Below are 21,978 nucleotides of genomic sequence, written 5' to 3'. Positions count from 1 at the left end.
CGCCGGCGTCCACTTGGCGTGCGAAGGCTGATGGGCGTCCGGTTGTTGCCGGCAAAGCTAGCCGAAGGCGGGCGCGGCGCGGATGTCGTCGGCGCTAGCTGGCTTAACGGGCAGTCTCATTTTGATTGTTGCGCCGCAGCGCGGGTCGCGACGCAATGCCGGTGTCATCACCGCGCATGCGGGTGATCCAGTATTCGAGAGACAGCGGTGCTGGAGCCGAGAGGCTGGGGCGTCCTGGATCGCCCGTCTTCTCGGGCATGATACCGGGGAGAATGAGAGCATACGACTTCCTCCCCACGTCGTCCCTGCTTTCGCACTAGGGCATGCACATATCTCTGAGGCTCCATCCTGCTGCGACGGCCAGGAAGTATTCGAGGCCATTTTTGAAGATGATGGGGCCTGGAGGTTTAGACGACGGGTGGCCGTCCCAACCGCCAAGGCGGCCGATGATCCAGGCTGCCCAGGTGAGGCTGTCGGGCGGATGTGGGTTTTTCAGTCGCTTGCTCCTGGCCTCGAGTTGCCGGTTGAGGGCGGCAAGCGCGTTGATCTCGTTGTCGTTGAAGGCAACGCGAATGGGCTGCTGACCGCCATCGCGCGCTTGCAGAAGCTGGATGGTGATGACGGCTGCCTTGGCGGCGATAGTGACCAGTTTGAGGAGACGATCGGCGGTTCCGATCTGGCTGTCTTCGAGCTTGAGGCCTTGCGTCTTCAGGACGCGGAAGAACTGCTCGATGATCCAGCGCTGCTTGTACCATTCGACGATACGCCAGGCGTCGTCGACGGTGGCGATCTCGTGAGAGGTGATCAGACGCCAGTGCAGCGGCTCTGCGCCGGGCCCGGCATTGATCTCGCACACGTCGACCACCGCCAGCGGCAAGCTTTTCGGCAAATGGCGCAGGAACTTGCTCTGCGGGCGGGCAAGCTCGATTGCGCCAAAGCGGAGTTCGAGATGGGCCTGACGTGCCGGTCGCGCCGCGCGCGCAGGCAGTTGGATCGCCCTCCGATCCACCACAGGCATGGCGTCGGTGGCCTCATACAGGCCGGTGCGGTCGGCAAGCTTGCGATCATGCATGCTGCGCGCGATGACATGGAAGTGCTGCTCGGCCGAGCTGGCATAAAGGGCAAAGATATCGCTCTCGCGATCACCGAGGACCGTCACCGTTCCGGCAGCGGTGAGCAGCGGCTTGGCCGCAATGGCGGTGGATATCCAGCGTTGCGATTCCTTGTCAGACAAGTCACGTGCGTCATGCGTCGTGGTGCGACGCCCCTGGCGCGTCCATACCTGCCCACTCAAAAGTCCAAGACAGCTGCCATCGTCGGCATCCACGGCCAGCAGCGGATGCAGCAGCACGCCGTGGTTATTGCCCTTGCCGATTTCGCCGAGCCCGCGCCGGCGTTGCGGCGTGGTGTTGAAGTGGATCTCGCTGGTGTCCTGGATCGCCAGCACATGGCGGCCCTCTACCGCGGCAACCGTGCTGTCGCCCCAGCTTTCGATGATCCGCTCCGCCGTCACCTTGTCGTGGCCGAGAAAGCGGTTGAACCGCACCTCCAGCGCACGATCACCCCTGGAAAGCCGCCGCAGGCAGACCGTCTTGCCCGCAACCATGCGTTCGACGAGCGCCGCCCCCCTTTATCGAGACGACGATCCCCGAACCGTCCTAACGTCCAGTCAATTCGTAACAACACCCGACACCCCCGTCCAACCTGGAGCGTCGCAATAGAAATCACACGGATCGCCGATTCTGGAATCCCCTGTCTCCATCCCGAGTCAATCCGCCGCACCAAATACGTGCATGCCCTAGTGCGAAAGCAGGGACCCATAACCACAGGGCTGTGTTGTTGAAATGAGCTGTGGCCACAGCTCTGCAACCCAATTCGCATTTGTGGTTATGGGTCCCTGTGTCTTGGAAGTGTGTCAGGATGAGGGTGGGCGGGAAGCCGTTGGGTCCTTGGCGCTTGACGCCGTGAGCCGGCTCGGTCTCCCGCCCGTTCCATCTATCAACCTGAACAGTTGCACGAGGCTGCACCAACAGACCTCGCATCACAGGGACAGGCACCGTGATCATAGCTCTTCGTTACGTCGGAATCGACATCTCCAAGAAACACCTCGATATCTTTGATGAGGCTGACGGCGTGCCGAGGCGCATTGCCAACGCGACACAGGCCATCACACAGCAGGTGGCGCGTTGGCAATGCGATGCGCTGGTGGTCTTCGAGGCGACGGGTATCTATGACCTCGCGCTTCGCGAGGCGCTGCGTCAGGCCGGGATCCAGTTCGCACGGATCAACCCGGCCCGTGCCCGCGACTTTGCACGGGCCAGCGGCCTACTCGCCAAGACCGATCCGATCGATGCGCGGATGCTGGCGGCCTTTGCGCGGGCCATGCAGCCCGCCCCCGAGCAGGTCGCCGATCCTGCACGGGGCGCCTTGGCGAGGCTTGCAAAACGGCGGGATCAGCTGGTCCTCATGCGCGCCCAGGAGAAGAACCGGCGCAGCGAGGCCGACGATCGCGCCATGGCCGAACGCATCGGCCGCCTCATCGAGGTCCTCGACAGCGAGATCGCCGAGATCGAGGCCGACATCAGCGCATTGATTAAAGCCGAAGCGCAGATCGCGGACGATGCGAAGTTAATGCGTTCGCTGCCCGGCGTGGGTCCCGTGGCCTGCATGCAGCTCATCGCGCAGATGCCGGAACTCGGGCGGGTCGGACCGAAACAACTCGCAGCGCTCGCTGGCCTTGCTCCCTTCAACGTCGACAGCGGCACCTTCCGCGGCAAGCGCAAGATTGCGGGCGGCCGAAAGCGCGTTCGTGACGCCCTCTATATGGCGGCCCTCAACGCAGTTCGCAGAGCTGATCCGTTCAAGGCCTTCTATGCACGACTGCGACAGGCCGGAAAACCAGCCAAGCTCGCCCTCATCGCCGTCGCCAGGAAGCTGCTCACGGTCCTCAATGCCATGATGCGAGACCGAAAGCCGTACCTGCAGACCAAACCAACATAACAGTTGCCGGCCTTCGCCGGGACGACACCGAATGTATTGCGCTGCCGGTGAGTCATACATACGCATTCTCGCGACATGATTTGCCCGAGCTTTGCATTTCGTTTCGCCGCTCTGAGAGCAGAGGGCGCAGGGAAAGCCGGGTGCCGATCGCACCCATGGGCCCCGAGCAAAAGGTAGAAAGCTCGGGGGTAGGACCACAGGTGTAACCGGAAACAACCCGGCTTTCCCTGCGCGATGGTTTTCGGCTTATACGTGCTCGCCCCGGTGAGACTGGGCTTTTTTGTCACCGTCTTCACAAGACGCACTCGCGTTTTGTGAAAAGACACCTGCCGCTAGGGCGTCAGGTCTGCACGACTTCGCCGTCCGCCGCATGCGCACTCGTCAGTTGCACACTCGGCGTCCACCGCATCTCACCGCAACACCCGTGACGATGCGCAGCGCCCCTCGATCGGGTGAGACGGGGAAACCATACACCGAGTTGATCTTCGGATAAAGCGAAATATTTTTTGCTGTGGGGCTTGCGTCGTCGGGCAAATCGGTGGCAAGGGGCACGCTCACGCCAGCTCCAGTCCGCCGTCGACGGTCATGATCTGACCGGTCATCCATTGCGTGGCAGGACCGGCGAGCCGCACGATCCATCCGGCGACCTCATCCGGAAGGCCGCGTCGTCCAAGCGGGATGCGTGCGCGTTCCTGCTCCTTGACGGCTGCCGCCTGCTCGTCGCTGAGACCCATCATGCCGGTGAGTGCGCCGGATTCGGTGGGCCCCGCCGCAACCGCGTTCACTCTCACGCCGAGCGGCGCAAGCTCGAGCGCCCAGCAGCGGGTCAAATGCTCCAGCGCCGCCTTGCTCGCCGCATAGTGCGACAGGCCCGCCGCCGGTTTGTGTCCGTAGGTGCTGGAGACGTTGACGATGGCGCCGCGCGTCGCCCTCAGGTGCGGAAGCGCGGCTGCGGCGAGCAGGCTCGGCCCGACCACATTGACCGCGAAGATGTCCGCGATCCGGTCGGCCGTCGCGTCTTCCAGCGGCAGGATCGCGCCGGCGCCGGCATTGTTGATGACGGCATCGAGCCTGCCCCAGGCCTCGATCGCCTTGGCGACCGTGCGCCGCGCCTTCGAGCTCGGGATCAGCGAGGTGACGGTGAAGCTGCATCGCTCCAACGTCATGCGCAAGCTGCAGGCCACTTCGATCGGCGACCTCATCCGGATCTGGGAGGCGCTGCCGAAAGCGGTGCGCGAGACCGCCGTCGACGGATGATCCTGGCGGAAGCGAAGCAGGCACTCTTCCGCCAGGCTGAGCAAGAACTCGATCAGCCGTTGGAACAACATGCCGCCCGATGACGCGGCTCTCGGCTGATCTGCCGACGGCTCCAGCGTCAGTGCCAGGCGATGCTGATTGCGCGACGCGTGTGACGGATTGTTTGCAAGATGTGGTTGCCGGAACCGATGGTGGCGCGCATCGGAGATTGGATAACTGCGACGAACATCGCGGTTCCCTTGGGTTTGCCCAACATTGTCCATCATGAGTCTATCAACTTCGCGTGTGGTGCCTGTTGAACGCGGAGACAGGGGATCGCCGGAACCCGAGGTGCAAAGACTCGGGTCGTGTCAACAGGCAGGCGGAGCGGAACAATCAAGCAAATTGTAGTGCGACGATGCCTGCCATCTTTGCTGGGGCGGGCAAGGCAAAGGTATTTCATCGCTGCAGCGCGACGCGTTCTGCGTTCAACGTGCATCGCTGTCGTCGGTTGCTCGCTGTGCGAGCAGGCCCACGCGCTCGATTTCTTTGGTCTGTTCGGTTCCGACGATCCGCCGCCCGTCAGCGCCACGACGCTGTCCTATCGGTTGGAGATCGAAGCCAAGACGCCGGAGGGCAAGAACGATAGCGACGCCGAACAGGCATTGCGCGATGCCGCCGGCACCTATCGCCTCCGACAGGAACCGCCGCCGGACGGGGAAAGTCTCGCGCGCCGGCTGCAGGCGGATATCAATCCGCTGCTCGATGCCCTTTGGGGGCTTGGCCGCTACAACGCCCAGATCGATGTGACGATAGATGGAGTTCCAATCTCCCTCGACGAGATCGGGCTTGCCGCGGCGGCGCGTCGGGCCGACAGCTTTCGCAATCGGACCGTTGTGCCCATCAAGGTCATCGCGCGACTTGGTCCGTTGTTCAAGCTGCGCGCCGTTGATGTAGACTATCCGCGGGACCAAGCGCCGCAGGGATTGCTGCGCCGCGCGTTTGCGCTGAAGTCCGGCGATGCCGCGATCTCTGCCGACCTGCGCGCCGCGCAGGTGAAACTCGTCGACTGGTTCCGCAGCAACGGACATCCGCTCGCGAAGGTCGCCGATGTCAAGGCCACCGTCGATCATGCCGCCGCCGCGATGGACTTTCGGTTGCGGGTCGAAGCGGGCCCCAAGGCCGGCATCGGCGCCGTGACGATCGCGGGCGGAGACGTCGACCCGCGAGTGGTGGCCACGCACGTCTACCTGAGGGAGGGCGAGCCCTATTCGCCAGAGCGGCTCGCCTTGGCGAAAACCTCGATCGCAAAGATCCAGGCTATCGGAGGAATTCGCGTCCGCGAGGCCGACAAGCTCGATGCCAATGGCAACCTGCCGGTCTTCATCGATTTGACGGAAAGGCCCAGGCACGCGGTGGGCCTCTCGGCAAAATATTCCACCGTCGATGGTCCCGGCATTGCAGGCTATTACGAGGATCGGAACATATTCGGCGGCGGCGAGCGCCTGAGGCTCGAAGCATCCGCCTCGCTCCTGCAACGGATCGACGGCACGTCCTTCACCGGCTTCAATAATCTGAGCGGCTCGGATTTCGGCGCACGGTTTACCGGCACCTTCATCAAGCCAGGCTTGTTCGGTACGGCCAACGATCTTCTGATCGAGGCCACCGCGTTCCGCGAGCGCGTCGGCAACAACGACCTCGGCGGTTACACTGACGACACGGTGCGCGGCACGTTCGGCGTGATCCATCGCTTTTCGGAGGCGGCTTCGCTGCAGGCCGGTCTCCAGGCCGAGCAATCGAAATCGCAGGACGTGCTGGGGCGAGTCGATGCGACATTGATCGGCTTCACGGCGACCGGCCGCTACGACACGACAGACAATCCGCTCGACCCGACGCGCGGTGTGCGCCTCTCGGCGACCGTCAATGCCTATCCGAAGCTGATGGGTTCCACGATCGATCTGTTCGAAGCGCGGGTTGCGGGCTCGGCCTACTATGCGCTCGACGAGCAGGCCGACTACGTGCTTGCGGGGCGGTTGGCCGCAGGCTCGCTTGCGGGCGCGCCGCTCGACCAGATTCCGGATGCACATCGCTTCTTCGCCGGCGGCGGCGGATCCGTGCGCGGTTACGGCTTCAACACCATTTCGCCGATGATGTTCGGTCAGATCACCGGTGGTCGCGGCCTGATCGAGGGCTCCGCCGAGGTGCGGGTCAGGATCACGCCCACCATCGGTCTCGTGCCATTCTTCGACTTTGGCACCGCCTCCCGATCGTCCCTGCCGGGCTTCGACGATTATGTGGGCTACGGCGCGGGACTTGGCTTGCGTTATCTCACGCCGGTCGGCCCGATCCGCCTTGACGTTGCAACACCGCTGAACCCTCGCCCCGGCGACAGCCGCTACGCGATCTATGTCAGCATTGGGCAGGCCTTCTGATGCGCATCCGACGGCTGTTCATTGTCGGTTCCGCCGTCGCGGCCTTGGGCCTCATCGCTGCCGCAGTGCTCGGTATCGTTCTCTACGGAATGGCGGGCGGGAGCGGCGAGAACCAGCAGGATGTGCTGGCTAGTCTTGTCTCGCGGACGCTCTCGACGCCGGCGACCCAGGTCCATGTCGGCGCCGTCGATGGCGTGCTGTCCTCGGATGCCACGGTCCGCGACGTCAGCATCACCGACAAGGACGGCGTCTGGCTGACGCTCGACAAGGCGCGCCTCGTCTGGCGACGCAGCGCACTGTTGCTGGGGCGGCTGGAAATCGACCGCCTCGAGATCGGCACGCTCGAGATCAAGCGAAAACCGCTTCCGTCCGACCAGCCTGCCGCCGAGTCCGATCAGCCGATCCTGCCCGACCTTCCGGTGAAGGTGCAGGTGAAGGCTTTCGACCTGCGGGCCTTGACGCTGGGACAGTCGATTCTGGGTGAAGCTTTGAGTGTCGCGGCGACCGGCAATACCGAGCTCGGCTCGCCCTCGGAAGGGCTCGTCTTCAACCTCGATGCCACCCGCAAGGATTTCCCGGGCCACTTCAAGGCCGCTCTCGCCTACGTTCCGCAGGGAAATGCGCTTACCCTCGACGTCACGCTCGACGAGCCGGCCCACGGACTCATGTCGAAGCTCGGCCATCTGCCGGGCGAGCCGCCCGTCACATTCGCATTGGGCGGCAAGGGCACGCTCGACAGCTTTCGTGGTGCCCTGAAGTTGCAGGCCGGCCCCACGATCGATGCGACCGGCACGATTACGCTTGACCGAAACGGCGCGGCCCGAGTGCTCGCAACGCGCCTTGCCAGCCATCTCGAACCGTTGTTGCCGGCGATCGCCGCGCCGGTCTTCGCCGGTGAAACCCATCTCGACAGTACGACGCATTTTGGTGACGACGGCAGCGTCGCCCTGGACGGGCTGACGCTGACGAGCCGTCTCGCGCGGCTCGACGCGAAAGGTCTGCTCCGAGCCGACAAGGTCGTGGATTTCGCGGCCTCCATCCGCGCCTTGCCAAGCAACGGCGACGTGACCGAGACTGACCAAGGCTCGATCCGCAGCCTCGTCTTCGACGGCCGCGTCAACGGCCCAATCAAGGCTCCCGCAGCATCGATCAAGCTCACGCTGTCGGGTGCTCATCTGCCGGACGGAGACGTCGAGGCGCTTGATGCTTCCATCACGGCCGTTCCTCGTGCCGAGGCCGGCGATCCGGCAACGCGCATCATCCTTGACGCGAACCTGCGCGCTTCCGGCATTGCGCCACGCGACGCGAGTTTGGCGGCCGCGATCGGCGACACCGCGTCGCTTGTGCTCCACGGCGATACGGACCTGGGCGGCCGCGCCAGGATCGAGCGTCTCGAGATCGGCACATCAACGGTTCAGGCAACCTATGCAGGTGATGTCAGCGCCGGTCGCCTGAATGGCCGGGCAACCGGAACGGTGCCCGACCTCGGCGCCTTTGCCGACCTTGCCGGGCTGAAGCTCAAGGGCTCGGTGGCGTTCGGCCTCGATCTCGACACGGATCTCCAGCGTGGCAGCTTTGATATCAGGATGTCAGGTGCCGGCGAGAAGCTTGCGACGGGACTTGCGCCGCTCGATGGGCTCGCGGGGGCGCGGCTCGCACTCGCAGCCGACATCTCTGGCGACGGCCGCGACACTTACACGGTCCGCGGCGCGTCGATCGATGGTGCCCATGTTGCGGTCCGTGCCAAAGGAACAGTGACGCGCGACTCGAGCGACCTGTCGGCGCGTGTGGACCTGCCGGATCTCTCGGCGGCCGATGCGCGCCTCACAGGTGCGGGAGCTCTCGACGTCGGTCTCACCGGCGGGCTCGCGCATCCCGGGGTTTCGTTCGCGGCCTCGGTGGATCGCGCCACCGCCATGCGGCGCCCGATTCCGCATCTGGCGCTCGCCGCGACGGTCAACGACATCAATGGAGCCTGTGCTGTCGAGGCCAAGCTCGACGGCTCCGTCGACGGCAAGCCGGCGCGCGGGATTGTCCAGGTGAGCCGTCGATCGTCGGAGCCCGACGATCGCGCAGCTCCCGCCTTTGCCGGATGGCATGCCAAGACCATCGACATCGCGATCGGATCGGTATCCCTGAAGGGGGCAGCAACGATCGACGCACAGAGATTCGGCAGCGGGCAGATTCGCTTGGCAGCCGGGGCGCTCGCCGACCTCTCGCCGCTTGCCCTCACAGAGCTCGCCGGTTCGGCCTCACTCGATCTTGCCGCTTCGGCCGATGGCGGCCAGCAGTCGGTTCGGCTTGCCGGTAAGGGTGCCGGAATCCGCGCCGCGGGCACGGCCGTCCGCAGTTTCGGTCTGCGCGCCGATGGCGCCGATCTCTACGGCCATCCGGTGCTCAATGCTGATGCGCAGGTCAACGGTGCCGAGTTCGGCGGTCAGACGGTCTCAAATGTCACGCTAACGGCCAAGGGCAATGCCGATGCGAGCACGATCGGCCTGTCCGCCAAGGCTGCCGGCTTCGATCTCGATGCCGCGGGTGCACTGACCACCAGGGAGCGGGTGCGGTTCGATCTCAACCGCTTCACTGCGCGGCGTGGCGCCAAGGGAATCGCGCTGCAGGGCCCCGCGACCTTCACGCTCGACGATGGCACGGTGCTGATCGAGCATCTGGTGCTCGCGATTGGACGTGGCCGCTTCACGGTGGACGGCAAAGCCGGCCAGGTGCTCGACCTCAAGGCCGCGGCAAACGCGATCCCGCTCAGCGAGGCCGATGTCGCGATACCCGGCTTGGGCCTGAGCGGGAGCCTCGACGCGTCAGCCGCGATTGCGGGCTCCATGAGCGCGCCGATCGGCCAGTACAAGGTCGCGGTCAGGCAGCTCGCCGCGCCGCAGACCAGAAGCGCCGGCCTGCCGCCGATCGACGTTGCCGCGGACGGACGGCTCGATGGCAGCCGCGCGAGCCTGAACACCACAATTGCCGCGGGAAGAGCCGGCGCGATCACGGCGTCGGGCACGGTGCCGCTCGACGCCACGGGTCCGATCGCGCTGACCGCGAAGGGCCGCCTCGATGCCGCCATCGCCAATGCCGCGCTTTCCGCCTCCGGCCGTACCGTATCCGGCAGCGTCGCGCTCGATGCCCATGTCGGCGGCACGCGCACCAGGCCTCAGATCGGCGGTGTCGCCACCTTGAGCGGGGGTACCTTCCGCGACAGCATGCTCGGCACGCGCCTCGACGCCGTCGAGGCGAAAATCACCGCCGAAGGAGAGCGCGTCGTGGTGGAGCGCTTGGCCGCGGTGACGCCCAACGGCGGCACGTTGTCCGGCTCCGGTCAGGTGCGGGTCGCTCCGGATGCAGGCTTTCCAGGCACGGTCTCGATTCGTGGTCAGCAGGCGACGCTTGCCTCCAGCGCGCTGGCGACCGCGCAGGCCAATCTCGCCATTGACGTCACAGGCGCCCTGGCGCGCGATCCGCGGATCGTCGGTCGCGTCGACTTGACCCGCGTCAACGTCGATATTCCGGATCGCCTGCCGTCGACGCTGAAGCCGATCGAGGGCATCAACCATGTGAACGCCTCGGGACAGGCCGCTGCACGGCTCGCGGCTGCGCGCAAGGCCGAGACGCCGAAAGGCAACATGAAGCGTCCGGCGCTCTTCAACGCAGCGCTCGACGTGACAGTTTCGGCGCCGAACCACGTCTTCATCCATGGCCGCGGGGTAACCGCGGAACTCGGCGGCTCCGTTCATGTTGGCGGCACGAGCAACGCGCCGGTTCCGAAGGGAGCCTTCTCGCTCTATCAGGGCAAGCTGGTGGTGCTCGGAAAGACGCTGACCTTCACCAAGGGCAATCTCTCCTTCAATGGCGATCTCGCGCCCGAGCTCGATTTCGCGGCGGAGATACAGGCCTCCGACATCACCGCGCAGGTCGGAATCTCGGGCCCGGCGGCCGCGCCGGCCTTCGCCTTCCATTCGCAGCCCGAGTTGCCGCAGGACGAGATCCTGTCGCGCATTCTCTTTCAGAAAGCTTCGGGCAGCCTGACGACCTCGCAGGCCGTGCAGCTCGCAGGGGCCGCGGCTCAGTTCGCCAGCGGTGGCGAGGGAACGGTGGACCGCATGCGCCGCTCGCTCGGGGTCGACAATCTGGACGTCGGCGCCGGGGCGGGCGGCCCGATGGTCGGCGCCTCGCGCGCGATCGGCGACAGGCTGAGCGTAGGCGTGCGGACGGGCGCGAGCGCCAGCCAGTCAGGAGTGTCGGCCAATGTCGACGTGACGCGCCATATCCGCGTCGAGTCGGATGTCGATGCGAAGGGCTCGACATCCGTCGGAGTCGGCACGCGATTCGAATGGTAAAGGTGACCGAGATCGCGCCTCACTTCGTGGTGTAGCCGCCGTTGACGAGGATGGTCTGGCCGGTCATCCACCAGCCGTCCGACACCAGCAGGCGGATCCACGGCACGATATCCTTGATATCGGTGAGGCCGGTCCTGGAGAAGCCCGACAGCGCCGCCGCCAATTTGTGATAGGCGACCGCGTCCGCGCCTTCGGCCGGATAGAAGAACGGCGTGTCCATCGGACCGGGGCCGATCGCGGTAACCGAGATGCCGCGCGCGCCGAACTCCTTCGATGCCGCGCGGGTGAAGTGCTCGACCGGCGCCTTGGTGCCGGCATAGGCGGCATAGAACGGCGTGTAGGCGCCGAGCAGCGAGGTCACCAGCGTGCAGATCTTGCCGTTGTCGTTGACGTGACGGCCGGCCTCCTTGAGGAAGAAGAACGCGGACTTGGCGTTGACCGCGCTCATCGCGTCATATTCAGCCTCCGAGATCTCGACCATCGGCTTCTTCAGCACCTTGCCGACGGTGTTGATCGCGATGTCGGGACGGCCGATCGCGGCGACCGCGTCGGTGAACAGCTTCTCCATCGCGCCCGATGTCGTGAGGTTGGCCTGGAAGGCGACTGCCTTGCTGCCTGCGGCCTGCAGCGCCGCCACCGTCGCGTCGGCATCGGCCTTGGTTGCCGCGCTGTTGTAGTGGATCGCAATCGCCTTGGCGCCGTGGGCGGCGAGATCGCGCGCGATCAAGCCGCCCAGATTCTTGGCGCCGCCGGCGATGATGACGGTCTTGTCCTTGATGCTGTGGTCGGTCATGGCATTCGCCTCTCCAGGTCTCGCGGCCGCGCCCTGCGGCCGCTTTCTGGAGACGACGATATCGTCTAGGATTTGCCGATAAAGCCATGCATTCTGATCTCACTTGTCAGAAATGGCGAACAATCGGGGACGATTTTGGACCGCGTCGACCTGTTCCGTATCTTCGCCCGCGTCGTCGAGTGCGCGAGTTTTACGCGGGCGGCCGACACGCTGGGCCTGCCGCGCTCATCGGTCTCGTCGGCGGTCGCGGAGCTGGAGCAGCGCGTCGGCGCGCGGCTGCTGCATCGCACGACGCGAAAGGTGTCGCCCACGCATGACGGCGCGGCCTTCTACGAGCGAGCCTTGCGCGTCGTTGCCGATGTCGAGGAGGCCGAGACCCTGTTCCGCCATGCCGCCGCTGAACCGTCGGGCAGGCTCAGGGTCGACGTGCCCGGGCGGATCGGCCGCCTGATCATCGCGCCGGCGTTGCCGGCTTTCCTTGATCGCTATCCGCAGATCGACATCGATCTCGGCGTCACCGACCGTGCCATCAACCTGATCGAAGACTCCGTCGATTGCGTCGTGCGCGTCGGCCCGCTGGGCGATTCCGGTCTGATCGCGTGGCCGCTCGGCAATCTGACGCTGATCAATGTCGCAAGCCCCGGATATCTCGCGCGCCACGGCACGCCGCGCACGCCCGACGATCTCGGCGCGCATTGGGCGGTCAACTACGCCTCGCCCTCCACCGGCCGCATCGAGGACTGGGAGTGGAGCGAGCAGGGCGCGTCGCGCAGCATCGCGATGCGCGGCCGCGTCACCGCTAACAGCGCCGAGGCCTATATCGCCTGCTGCCTCGCCGGCCTCGGGCTGATCCAGATTCCCGCCTACGACGTGAAGCGGCATATCGATGCAGGGGAGCTCGTCGAGCTGATGCCGCGGCACCGCGCCGCGCCGATGCCGATGACCTTGCTCTATCCGCACCGTCAGCATCTGTCGCGGCGGCTGCAGGTGTTTGCCGACTGGCTGACGGATTTGCTGAAGCAGAAGCTGCTCGCGGCGGAGTAGGGGGCGCAGGCTGGCGTTCCCGGTCGGTGGGACGTATAATCCCGCCGCTCGTGACGGTAACCTGATGACCACTTTGGTGAGTAAATTCGGCCCCGCAATCGCAGTGTTGGCGCTGTGCCTGAGCGGCCAACAGGCCAATGCTCAGGCCGGCCCGGTGCGCTACTGGACGCCGGGCTCGCTGTTCGGCTTCGGCGGCAGCCTCGCCGACGGCCAGAAGGCGGATACTTACGGAAACTTTCCGAGCTTTGACGCCGCCGGCGCGCAAGGCGGCGATTTCTCATATCTGAACGGCCGGCCCGACGGCTGGTTCGCCGGCAGCGAAGGCGGTCGCGTCGGCTGGAACGCGCTCGGCCAATCGGCGGCGTTCGGCTCGCTGGAATATCAGGGCGCGCAGTTCGGCTACAATTTCAGGGGCGTCGGCAATACGCCCGTGACCTTCTTCGCCGGCTTCGACACCTTGAAGTACAATCCGCCCGGTGCCGGCGGACCGCTGGCGCCGTTCAGCGGCAATCCCGGCGTCAACGCCGGCTATTCTGCGCGCGCGGGCCTCGAGTTCCGGCCGACTTCGAATCTCAGCCTGTCCTTCGGCGCGAGCTTTACCCAGCAGGGGGCGGAGCGCATGGACAGCGACATCCATTCGCAGCTGCTGCCCGGCCAGTCTCCGGTCCTGTTCGGCGGCCGGTAAAGCGCGATGAGAATCGTCATCGCGCTTTAGCTCTTTTTTTGAGCATGATCTCCGCGCAAACGCGTCCCGCGTTTGTCGCGAGGGAAAACCGCTTCGCACTTTTCCGGATCATGCTTTAGCACGTCAGCGCAAGACGGCAGCGCGGCGGTCCTGATTCAACCAAGACCTCAGCACCCAAGAAGGCTCGAAGTCGCGGGCACAGTCAGGATCGAAACATGGACATGCAGGGCAAGATCGCACTCGTCACCGCCGCAGCATCCGGCGCTGGCCGCGCCGGGGCGCGCATCCTCGCGCGCGAGGGCGCGGCAGTCGCGGTGGTCGACCAGAACGAGGCCGGCGCGAAGGCGGTGGTCGACGAGATCAAAAAGGGCGGCGGACGCGCGCTGGCGCTGGCCGGCGATCTGCGCGACGACGGCTTTGCGCGCGATATCGTCACGGTGACGGTGAAGGAATTCGGCGCGCTCGACTGCGTGTGGAATCATCTCGGCATTCCCGGTCCGTCCGTGATCGACGATCTGGAAGGTTGGGATCTCAGCGTCGATCTCAATCTGCGCTCGCAGCTGATCACCACCAACGCGGCGCTCGGCCAGATGACCGCGCGGCGGCAGGGCAGCATCCTGTTCACCGCATCGACCTCGGGCCTGGTCGGCTCGCCGTGGAGTCCGACTTATTCCGCGGCCAAGGCCGGCGTGATCGGTCTTGCGCGCGCGCTCGCCAAGCGCCACGCCAAGGACGGCGTCCGCGTCAACGCGATCTGCCCCGGTGCGATCGACACGCCGATGCTGCGGGTGTTCGTCAACCGCCCGGACCAGCCGGGCCACAACGAGGCCGACGCGGAGGAACTGATCAAGGCCGCGGTCACCCGCAATCCGATGGGCCGCGCGGCGCGCCCCGAGGAGATCGCGGAGGTCGCGGTGTTCCTGCTGTCGGACAAGGCGTCGTTCGTCACCGGCATCGCGATGCCGGTCGACGGTGGGACGGTGGCGTAGCGGGCGACTTACCTAGAACTTCGCCCGGATGCCGGCATAGGCGGCGAGCGGCATGCCGGGCACGAAGGTGCGCGGATCGGTCAGCTGGGCCATCAGATTGGGCGCGGCTCCGGCGCTGGCAAAGCCGCCGGTCTGGTAGAACGCGCCGCCGAGATAATAATGCTGGTTGAAGACGTTGTTGATCAGGCCGAACACCTCGATATTCGGCGCGATCTTGTAGGAGGTGTGCAGGTTTACGACGGCGTAGGCCGGGACCTTCTGGCTCTGGTTGGTGTCGTCGCCGACGAGCCACTGGCTGCCGACGACGTTGACGTCGGCGCCAATCTTCCATGCGTCGGTGGCGAGGTACTCGACACCGGCCTTGAAGCGGTGCGCAGGAATGCCCGGGATATGGTCGCCCGGCTTGACGTTGATGAACCGGACGTCATCGTTGTTCGGGTCGGTCAGGGCGTTCGGGTTGTCGGGAGCCGGCAGCGTGTTTGCGCTTCGATAGGTCGCGTCGATGAAGGTGTAATTGGCATAGGCGTTCCAGCGATCGACGCGGTAGTCGAGCTTAGCTTCGATGCCCTGCCGCAGGGTCTGCCCTGCATTCTGGAAATAGCCGAAATTGCCAGTGCCGATGGGGCTCTGCACCCGGATGATGTCGTCGTCGGACAGAGTGTGGAACGCGCCGATGCCCCAGCTCAGCATGCCGGTCCTGGCATCGCGGCCCCAGCTGCCGCGGAAGCCGGCCTCGACAGTGTGCGACACCACCTGCTTGAGCGGCGGATCGGACACCAGGAAGGAATCGATGACGCAGGGGCGTGCCGGATCGGAGCAGCCGAGCTCAAGCGGCGTCGGCGCGCGGTTGGCCTCCGAATAGCCGGCATAGAAGGTGAGGTTCGGCGTGATCTTGTAGGTGCCGCCGATCACCGGGTTGAACCGCTGGAAGCGATTGTTGCTGTTGAGCTGCGGGTTGGTCCCGGTCTGGTCCTGGAGATCGATCTCGGCATAGTTGAATCGTCCACCTCCGGTGACCGAGAACCTGTTCGTCACGTCGAAGGTATCGGTGAGATAGACGCCGGTGTAGGTGTTGGTGGCGCGCAGGTCGACCGGGGCGAGACCGGCGTCGGGCTGGTCGATGAAAATGCCGGTGCCTGTCACGAACAGGTTGTTCGGATCGATGGTGCCGAGCTCGCTGGTCGCCGTGAATTTCGTATTGCCGTGGTCGACGCTGACGCCCATCACGACGTGGTTGTCGTGCCCGAACAGCTTGTCCGAGTTGGTCAGCTGGGCTGTGCCGCCGAAGCTGTTGGTCGCGGCCCGGTTGCGGTCGACTTCGCCAAGGAAGGCGTTGCCCAGCGTGTTCGGAACCGAGGGACCTCCCGCCGGACCGAAAATCGGCAGGTCGTCGCCGATGCACAAACTGTCTCCCCCGTCGCAGGCATGCACGTCGGTGCCGTTGCCGTCGACATGGGTCTGCCGGAAGCCGCGGAAATAGGCGTTGCCCTGGAAGGACCACGTGTCGGAGAAATTGTGGTTCAACGTCGCGTTGACGAAGGCGAGCTGAAGCAGCGTCGTCTGCGGCCAGGTGTAGACGCTCGACCAGCGTTGATTGAGCATCTGCACCGGCGTTGCCGCGACATTGCCGAGGAGGTTGCTGGCGCCGGTGAAATTGATGTGGAATTCGGTCTGGTCGTTGCGCGCGCCGACGTCGATATACATGCGGTTGATGTGCGACGAATTGGCGTAGTCGCGCCAGCCGCGATCGTAGGCGGATTCGAACGCAGCGTAGGCGGAGATGTTGTCCCTCTGGCCGCCGGCCTGCACGCTCCCCTGCACCCGCCCGTAAGAGCCACCGAACAGTTCAGCCTCGGAGCCCTGATAGGTGAAGCCGTTCTTCATCTGGATGCTCAGCGCGCCGCCGATCGCATTGAGGCCGAACACCGGATTGTTGGGAAACAGCGCAACGCTGTCGATGGCCTTTTCCGGGATGAAATCCCAATTGACGACGTCGCCCCAGGATTCGTTGATGCGCACGCCGTTCTGATAGACCGCGATGCCCTGCGGCGTGCCCTGCACCGGCGAGGCGGTGAAGCCCCGGTAGTCGAGATTGCGCTGGAACGGATTGCCGGTCTGGTCGGTGAGCGTGACGCCGGGCAGCTTGCGGTTCACAGCATCGAGGAAGTTGGTCGAGTAGTTGTGGCTGAAATCCTGCGTCGTCATCACCGCGGTGTTGGACGGGACCTTGTCGCGATCAATCAGGGTGGAGTCGCGGTCGGAGGGGCCGGGTGCAGCGGTGCCGACATCGGGTCCCGCTGCCGGAGCAACAGGTCCGGTTCGGGTTCGCGCGGTTCGCGTGGTCCGAACCACCGGCCGTGCCGCCGGCCTTGCGCTGCGGGTGCCGGCCAGAGGTGTGGGCGCAATCACATTGACGGGCGGCAGTTCAGTGGGGACCGGATCGGCCGTCTGAGCGTGCAGGACAGTCGATGGCAGTGCAGAGCCAATAACGGCCAGCGCGGCCGCAGCGCCGTGCGTATAGACCGAAGAAGACAAAAAACGTGTTGCCGCACGCAACAACGCACCAACCATGACGCCCACCCCTAAGCCGCGGTTCGGCTTGATCCCCCGACGAACCTTGGCTCGGAGACTGCGGGAACGCCCTTGCTTTGGCAAACAAGATCAATCCCGGGGGATCGGGATTCTTTTCCATCTGGAATCGGGAAAAATTCCCGATTTTGATGGACGGGCACGCGAACCCGATAAGGGCAGGACGATTCCGGCCGACTTGGCGCAAATTGGTGCCCAAAAGGCGGGCATCTCCGCCCTTTGGGACCGCCGATCGCTAGTCCTTGAACTCGCAGCCGAGGCGCTGCAGGGCCTCGTCGACCCAGCGGCGGTCGCTGGTGCCGGCGAGGATTTGCTGGATGGCCTTTTCCTCGGTGGCCTTCTTGGCTTCGGTCAGCTTGCAGATCGCCTCGGCGTCGTCATAGGGCACGCAGAGCACGCCGTCGTCGTCGGCCACGACGAGATCGCCGGGCTCGACGATCATGCCGTCGATCGAGATGGCGCAATTGATCTCGCCCGGGCCGTCCTTGTAGGGGCCGCGATGGGCGACGCCGGCGGCGAACACCGGGAATGATCCGGCGCGGATCGCGCCGGCATCGCGGATCGAGCCGTCGATCACGAAGCCCGCGACGCCCTTCTTCTCGGCCAGCGTCGACATGATCTCGCCGATGATGGCGTTGACCAGCACGCCGCCGGCATCGACCACGATGACGTCGCCGGGCTGGGCGAGGTCGATCGCCTTGTGGACCATCAGATTGTCGCCGGGCCGGGTCTTGACCGTCAGCGCCGGGCCGCCGAGCCAGCCGCCCGCGTGCATCGGCCGCAGCCGGTTGGTGCCCGCGATCCGCGACATCGAATCGCTGATATTGGCGACCGGAAGCGTGCGGTAGCGCGCGACGAGGTCAGGCGACACTTTCCGCTTCGTCTTGTGAATAGCAAATCCTATGGCCATCGGTTTTCTCCGAGATTGATTGGTTGAAGTCGATTGTCGGTCTTGCTGCTTGGTTGGACCCTCATGGTGAGGAGCGCGGAACGCGCGTCTCGAACCATGTGGCCCGGTTGGTGGCCTGCATCCTTCGAGACGCCCGCTTCGCGGGCTCCTCAGGATGAGGAGTTGGAGTGCTTGTCTCGGCAACGTTCAATGCGCGCGGCGGTCGAGATGGGCGTTGAGACGAGGATAGACGCGGCGCGCATTGCCTTCAAAGATCTTGGCCTTGTCCGCCGCGCTCAGCGGCAGCGCATCGATGTAGCGGCGGGTGTCGTCGAAATGATGCCCGGTCTCCGGGTCGATGCCGCGCACGGCGCCCACCATCTCGGACGCGAACAGGATGTTCTCGACCGGAATCACCCTGGTCAGCAGCTCGATGCCGGGCAGGTGATAGACGCAGGTGTCGAAGAACACGTTCTTCAAGAGATGCTCCGACAGCGGCGGCAGCTTCATGTCCTGCGCCAGGCCGCGGTAGCGGCCCCAGTGATAGGGCACCGCGCCGCCGCCATGCGGGATGATGAACCGCAGGGCTGGGAAGCGCTTGAACAGATCCGAGGTCAGGAATTGCATGAAGGCGGTGGTGTCGCCGTTGAGGTAGTGCGCGCCGGTGCCGTGGAAGCACGGATTGCAGGACGAGGAGACATGGACCATCGCCGGCACGTCGAGCTCGACCATCTTCTCATACAGCGGGTACCACCATTCGTCGGTCAGCGGCGGATCGCACCAATAGCCGCCGGCAGGATCGGGGTTGAGGTTGCAGCCGACGAAGCCGAGCTGCGTCACGCAGCGCTCCAGCTCCTCGATGCAGTTGGCAGGCTTGACGCCCGGGCTCTGCGGCAGCTGGCACACGGGGACGAAGTTCTGCGGGAACAGCGTGCAGACCCGGTGCACGAGGTCGTTGCAGATCGTGGTCCATTCGCGGCTGGTCGCTTCCTTGCCGACATGATGCGCCATGCCGGCGGCGCGCGGCGAGAAGATGGTGACGTCGGTGCCGCGCTCCTTCTGCAGGCGGAGCTGCGCGCCCTCGACGCTGGAGCGGATCTCGTCGTCGGTGATGCCGAGATTGGTGGTGAGCGGCCGGCGCGACTTGTCGGCGAGGCCGGCGAGCTGCTTGTCGCGGAAGATCTGCAGCTTGGCCGGCTCGGTGGTGTAGTGGCCGTGACAATCGATGATCATGGTTGCTTCCTTGGTAGGGGTGTCAGTGTGCGACGGATGACGGGATCGCGCCCGTCAATTCCGCCTCGCGCGGCTTGACGCGCATGGTGGCGGCGATGGCGGAGGCGACGAGCAGGAAGCCGGCGATCCCGACCAGCGCCCAGGAGAAGCTCCCGGTGGAGTCCTTGATCAGGCCGATGCACCACGGCCCGATCAGCCCGCCGAACTGCGCCAGCGTGTTGACCAGCGCGATCGAGGCGGCGCCGGCCGCGCCGGTCAGCAGCGAGGCGTTGATGCTCCAGAACAGCGGATTGCCGGCGTTGAGGCTGAAGCCGACGATGCAGAGGAACACGAAGGCCAGCACCGGGCTCGCCACATAGGCGCTGCCGAGTATCGCAACCGCGGCCAGCAGATAGACCGCCGCGAGATGAAACTTGCGATCGCCGGTCTTGTCCGAGCTGCGGCTGACCACGATGGTGCCGATGACGCCGAGCAGCGGCGGGATCGCCGAGAGGAAGCCGACCTGGATGTTGCTGAGATTGCCCATGCCCTTGATGATCTGCGGCAGCCACAGCAAGAGGCCGTAGATCCCGACCAATGCGCAGCCGAACAGCGCCGCCAGCAGCCAGACCCGGATATCGAGGACGCATTCGATCAACCTGTGCTGTCCCTGTTGTTCGATCTCGGCCCGCTCGGCGGCGAGTTCGCCCTCCAGCCAGGCCGCCTGTTCTTTGGTGAGCCAGCTCGCCTTGGCCGGGCGGTCGGTGAGATAATAGAGCGTGAACAGGCCGAGCAGAATGGTCGGCACGCCCTCGGCGAGGAACATCCATTGCCAGCCGTGGAGACCGGCAGTGTTATCGAACCAGGTCATGATGCTGGTCGAGATCGGCCCGCCCAAAACCGCCGAGAACGAGCCGGCGATGATGTATCCCGCCACCGCGCGGGCGCGATAGCGTGCCGGGAACCAGTAGGTGAGGTAAAGCACCACGCCGGGCATGAAGCCGGCTTCCGCGACGCCGAGGCCGAACCGCATGACGTATAGGCTGAGCGGATTCCAGACAAAGGCTGTCAGCGCGGCGACGAGGCCCCAGGTGATCAGGATCCGCGCCAGCCAGATTCTCGCTCCGAGCCAGTGCAGCATCAGGTTGCTGGGCACCTCGAGTACCATATAGCCGAGGAAGAAGATGCTGGCCGCGAAGCCGAAGATCGTTGGGCTGAGGCCGAGGTCCTTGTTCATCGTCAGCCCGGCATAGCCGAGATTGATGCGGTCGAGATAGTTGAAGAACATCATCACGAACAGGATCGGGATCAGCCGCCAATAGACGCGGCGGATGGTCTGCTGTTCGAGCTCAGTGACGGACGCTCCGGCCATTGCAATCCTCCCGTTCATTGTGATGGCGTTCATTGGGTCGCGACACCATTTCGGATGTTGTTGGGGTGCTCTACCTCTCGTTCGGCAGGCAGCCGTTCGGCGCCGTCCGAAGCGGCGCCTGTCGCCATTGTTCTGAGATCGATGCCCTGCTGCTCGGGCAGCAGCAATGCCGCGCAGAAGGCGGCGGTGTAGCCGCAGATGGCGCAGATCGCCATTGCGTCGCCGAGATGCATCCGCGTCGAGAGAATGCCGACGGTCGCCGGCACGATCGAGCCGAGGCCGCGTCCTGCGCTCAGCGCAAAGCCGGCGCCGTTGGCGCGGATGCTGGTCGGGAACAGCTCGGCAAAAGTCGGCATCAGGCCGGAGGCGAGGCCGGCCTGCAGCGCGCCGAGGAAGAATCCGAGGATGACGGTGATGCTCTGGCCGATCGGCGCCTGGGTGTAGACCGCGACGTTCAACGCCTGGCAGACCAGGAACAGCATGAAACCCTTGCGGCGGCCGATGCGGTCGGCGATCAGGCCGAAGGCGATCGGTCCGACGAACGATCCGAAGATGTTGACGGCGAGATAGCCGGCGGTGTGCGTGACCGGCAGATGCAGCCCGGTTTGCAGATAGGTCGGCAGCCAGGTGATCATCACATAGGCTGCGCCGAGCGTGCCTGTGGTGAAGAAGGTTGCGACCAGCGTCTTGAACAGATGCTCACCGGTGAAGATGGTCCAGAAGTTGTGCGTCGGCGAGGCGGCGCGCTGTGCCTTCTCCTCGACGAAGATCGCGGATTCCGGCACGAAGCGGCGGACGAAGAAGACCAGCAGCGCGGGAAGGATTCCGATCGCGAAGAACACGCGCCAGGCCATGTCCTGCGACAGCCAGCCGAAGATGACGGGAAACAGCGCCACCGACAGCGCATTGCCGACGGCGTATCCGCTCTGGATCGCGGCGGCGACGCGGCCGCGCATGCCGGCCGAAACCACTTCGGCGACCAGCACGGCGCCGACCGCGGCCTCGCCGCCATAGCCCATGCCCTGGACGGCGCGTGCGACCAAGAGATACCAGAAGCCGTCGGCAAAGGCGGCGGCAAAGGTCGAGACCGCGACCAGGAGGATGGTGAATTGCAACACGCGCACCCGGCCGAACCGGTCCGCGGCAATTCCGGCGACCCAGCCGCCCAGGGCGGTGCCGATCAACGAACTGGAAGCCAGAATGCCGGCGTCAGGCCGCGACAGGCTCAGCGTTGCGATCAGCGCCGGCGTGACCAGCGCGTAGATCGTCGTGTCCATCGAATCGAGCGCAAGGCCGCCGAAGGCGGCGAAGAAGGTCTTGCATTCGACGGCGGACAGCTTGGACAGCCACCCCAGATTCATGTTCGTTTCCCCTGTTGATCTCGGCCT

Annotated in this window: 15 protein-coding genes and 1 pseudogene; 7 read left to right on the top strand and 9 right to left on the bottom strand. The window is 65.2% G+C overall.

The genetic code is table 11. The features are described 5' to 3' along the window. Positions 1-316: 316 nt before the first annotated feature. Positions 317-1,606: an IS4 family transposase gene (locus XI02_RS35710; protein ID WP_194483262.1), complete on the bottom strand. Its 1,290-nt coding sequence runs from the start codon at positions 1,604-1,606 to the stop codon at positions 317-319. Between the two features lie 452 nt (positions 1,607-2,058). Here XI02_RS35710 and XI02_RS35705 point away from each other — a divergent pair, with 452 nt between their 5' ends. Then, the gene (locus tag XI02_RS35705; protein WP_018271587.1) at positions 2,059-3,000 is read left to right on the top strand and encodes an IS110 family transposase; all 942 of its coding nucleotides are present in this window, start codon (positions 2,059-2,061) and stop codon (positions 2,998-3,000) included. 554 nt (positions 3,001-3,554) lie between these two features. Here XI02_RS35705 and XI02_RS35700 read toward each other — a convergent pair. After that, a complete protein-coding gene (locus XI02_RS35700) occupies positions 3,555-4,166 on the bottom strand; it encodes an SDR family NAD(P)-dependent oxidoreductase (protein WP_244981033.1) in 612 nt (203 codons plus the stop codon). Here XI02_RS35700 and XI02_RS45590 point away from each other — a divergent pair. Further along, positions 4,111-4,257, top strand: a pseudogene (locus XI02_RS45590) (LuxR C-terminal-related transcriptional regulator); the annotation flags it as partial. The gene XI02_RS35700 and the pseudogene XI02_RS45590 sit on opposite strands and share 56 nt — an antisense overlap. 467 nt (positions 4,258-4,724) lie before the next feature. Here XI02_RS45590 and XI02_RS45585 read toward each other — a convergent pair. After that, a complete protein-coding gene (locus tag XI02_RS45585; protein ID WP_244981034.1) occupies positions 4,725-5,369 on the bottom strand; it encodes a hypothetical protein in 645 nt (214 codons plus the stop codon). Between the two features lie 24 nt (positions 5,370-5,393). Here XI02_RS45585 and XI02_RS45580 point away from each other — a divergent pair, with 24 nt between their 5' ends. Together XI02_RS45580 and XI02_RS35690 are read left to right on the top strand one after the other, a co-directional pair. Then, a complete protein-coding gene (locus XI02_RS45580) occupies positions 5,394-6,668 on the top strand; it encodes an autotransporter assembly complex family protein (protein WP_244981035.1) in 1,275 nt (424 codons plus the stop codon). Beyond that, positions 6,668-11,017: a translocation/assembly module TamB domain-containing protein gene (locus XI02_RS35690; protein WP_172647033.1), complete on the top strand. Its 4,350-nt coding sequence runs from the start codon at positions 6,668-6,670 to the stop codon at positions 11,015-11,017. Before XI02_RS45580 ends, XI02_RS35690 begins: the two co-directional genes overlap by 1 nt. A 19-nt stretch (positions 11,018-11,036) precedes the next feature. On the opposite strand, the gene XI02_RS35685 is transcribed toward XI02_RS35690, so the two are convergent. Continuing rightward, the gene (locus XI02_RS35685) at positions 11,037-11,810 is read right to left on the bottom strand and encodes an SDR family oxidoreductase (protein ID WP_172647034.1); all 774 of its coding nucleotides are present in this window, start codon (positions 11,808-11,810) and stop codon (positions 11,037-11,039) included. Between the two features lie 135 nt (positions 11,811-11,945). On the opposite strand from XI02_RS35685, the gene XI02_RS35680 reads away from it, so the two are divergent. From XI02_RS35680 to XI02_RS35670, 3 genes are all read left to right on the top strand, one after another. Next, positions 11,946-12,854 carry a LysR family transcriptional regulator gene (locus tag XI02_RS35680; protein ID WP_172647035.1) on the top strand — a complete coding sequence of 303 codons (909 nt, stop codon included), beginning with the start codon at positions 11,946-11,948 and terminating at the stop codon, positions 12,852-12,854. A 64-nt stretch (positions 12,855-12,918) separates the two neighbouring features. After that, positions 12,919-13,539 carry a hypothetical protein gene (locus XI02_RS35675; protein WP_253591077.1) on the top strand — a complete coding sequence of 207 codons (621 nt, stop codon included), beginning with the start codon at positions 12,919-12,921 and terminating at the stop codon, positions 13,537-13,539. A 215-nt stretch (positions 13,540-13,754) separates the two neighbouring features. Continuing rightward, positions 13,755-14,528, top strand: coding sequence for an SDR family NAD(P)-dependent oxidoreductase (locus XI02_RS35670; RefSeq protein ID WP_172647036.1), 774 nt, complete (start codon positions 13,755-13,757; stop codon positions 14,526-14,528). 12 nt (positions 14,529-14,540) lie between these two features. Here the strand turns inward: XI02_RS35670 and XI02_RS35665 are convergent, their stop codons facing one another. The 5 genes from XI02_RS35665 to XI02_RS35645 all read right to left on the bottom strand — a co-directional run bounded on the left by XI02_RS35665 (position 14,541) and on the right by XI02_RS35645 (position 21,951). Next, complete coding sequence (locus XI02_RS35665; RefSeq protein ID WP_172649081.1) at positions 14,541-16,733, bottom strand: TonB-dependent receptor; 2,193 nt, start codon at positions 16,731-16,733, stop codon at positions 14,541-14,543. A gap of 619 nt (positions 16,734-17,352) precedes the next feature. Further along, positions 17,353-18,027 carry an RraA family protein gene (locus XI02_RS35660; RefSeq protein ID WP_172647037.1) on the bottom strand — a complete coding sequence of 225 codons (675 nt, stop codon included), beginning with the start codon at positions 18,025-18,027 and terminating at the stop codon, positions 17,353-17,355. Between the two features lie 186 nt (positions 18,028-18,213). Then, complete coding sequence (locus XI02_RS35655; protein ID WP_172647038.1) at positions 18,214-19,239, bottom strand: amidohydrolase family protein; 1,026 nt, start codon at positions 19,237-19,239, stop codon at positions 18,214-18,216. A 22-nt stretch (positions 19,240-19,261) separates the two neighbouring features. Further along, entirely contained in the window at positions 19,262-20,590 is a 1,329-nt protein-coding gene (locus tag XI02_RS35650) for an MFS transporter (RefSeq protein WP_172647039.1), read from the bottom strand. A gap of 29 nt (positions 20,591-20,619) precedes the next feature. Next, the gene (locus XI02_RS35645) at positions 20,620-21,951 is read right to left on the bottom strand and encodes an MFS transporter (protein WP_172647040.1); all 1,332 of its coding nucleotides are present in this window, start codon (positions 21,949-21,951) and stop codon (positions 20,620-20,622) included. Positions 21,952-21,978 lie beyond the last annotated feature (27 nt).

The organism is Bradyrhizobium sp. CCBAU 21365 (assembly GCF_015291305.1).
Lineage (GTDB): Bacteria > Pseudomonadota > Alphaproteobacteria > Rhizobiales > Xanthobacteraceae > Bradyrhizobium > Bradyrhizobium elkanii.
The sequence above is the reverse complement of the archived record's forward strand: the minus strand, read 5'-3'. Positions and strand labels throughout refer to the sequence as shown.

What these genes read in the sequence shown, in the direction of transcription:
- XI02_RS35665 (WP_172649081.1), bottom strand. Translation starts at nt 16,733, where the DNA reads ATGACGACGCAGGATTTCAGCCACAACTACTCGACCAACTTCCTCGAT.
- XI02_RS35685 (WP_172647034.1), bottom strand. Translation starts at nt 11,810, where the DNA reads ATGACCGACCACAGCATCAAGGACAAGACCGTCATCATCGCCGGCGGC.
- XI02_RS35700 (WP_244981033.1), bottom strand. Translation starts at nt 4,166, where the DNA reads ATGACGTTGGAGCGATGCAGCTTCACCGTCACCTCGCTGATCCCGAGC.
- XI02_RS35655 (WP_172647038.1), bottom strand. Translation starts at nt 19,239, where the DNA reads ATGATCATCGATTGTCACGGCCACTACACCACCGAGCCGGCCAAGCTG.
- XI02_RS35710 (WP_194483262.1), bottom strand. Translation starts at nt 1,606, where the DNA reads ATGGTTGCGGGCAAGACGGTCTGCCTGCGGCGGCTTTCCAGGGGTGAT.
- XI02_RS35650 (WP_172647039.1), bottom strand. Translation starts at nt 20,590, where the DNA reads ATGGCCGGAGCGTCCGTCACTGAGCTCGAACAGCAGACCATCCGCCGC.
- XI02_RS35675 (WP_253591077.1), top strand. Translation starts at nt 12,919, where the DNA reads ATGACCACTTTGGTGAGTAAATTCGGCCCCGCAATCGCAGTGTTGGCG.
- XI02_RS45585 (WP_244981034.1), bottom strand. Translation starts at nt 5,369, where the DNA reads ATGATCGACGGTGGCCTTGACATCGGCGACCTTCGCGAGCGGATGTCC.
- XI02_RS35660 (WP_172647037.1), bottom strand. Translation starts at nt 18,027, where the DNA reads ATGGCCATAGGATTTGCTATTCACAAGACGAAGCGGAAAGTGTCGCCT.
- XI02_RS35645 (WP_172647040.1), bottom strand. Translation starts at nt 21,951, where the DNA reads ATGAATCTGGGGTGGCTGTCCAAGCTGTCCGCCGTCGAATGCAAGACC.
- XI02_RS35670 (WP_172647036.1), top strand. Translation starts at nt 13,755, where the DNA reads ATGGACATGCAGGGCAAGATCGCACTCGTCACCGCCGCAGCATCCGGC.
- XI02_RS35690 (WP_172647033.1), top strand. Translation starts at nt 6,668, where the DNA reads ATGCGCATCCGACGGCTGTTCATTGTCGGTTCCGCCGTCGCGGCCTTG.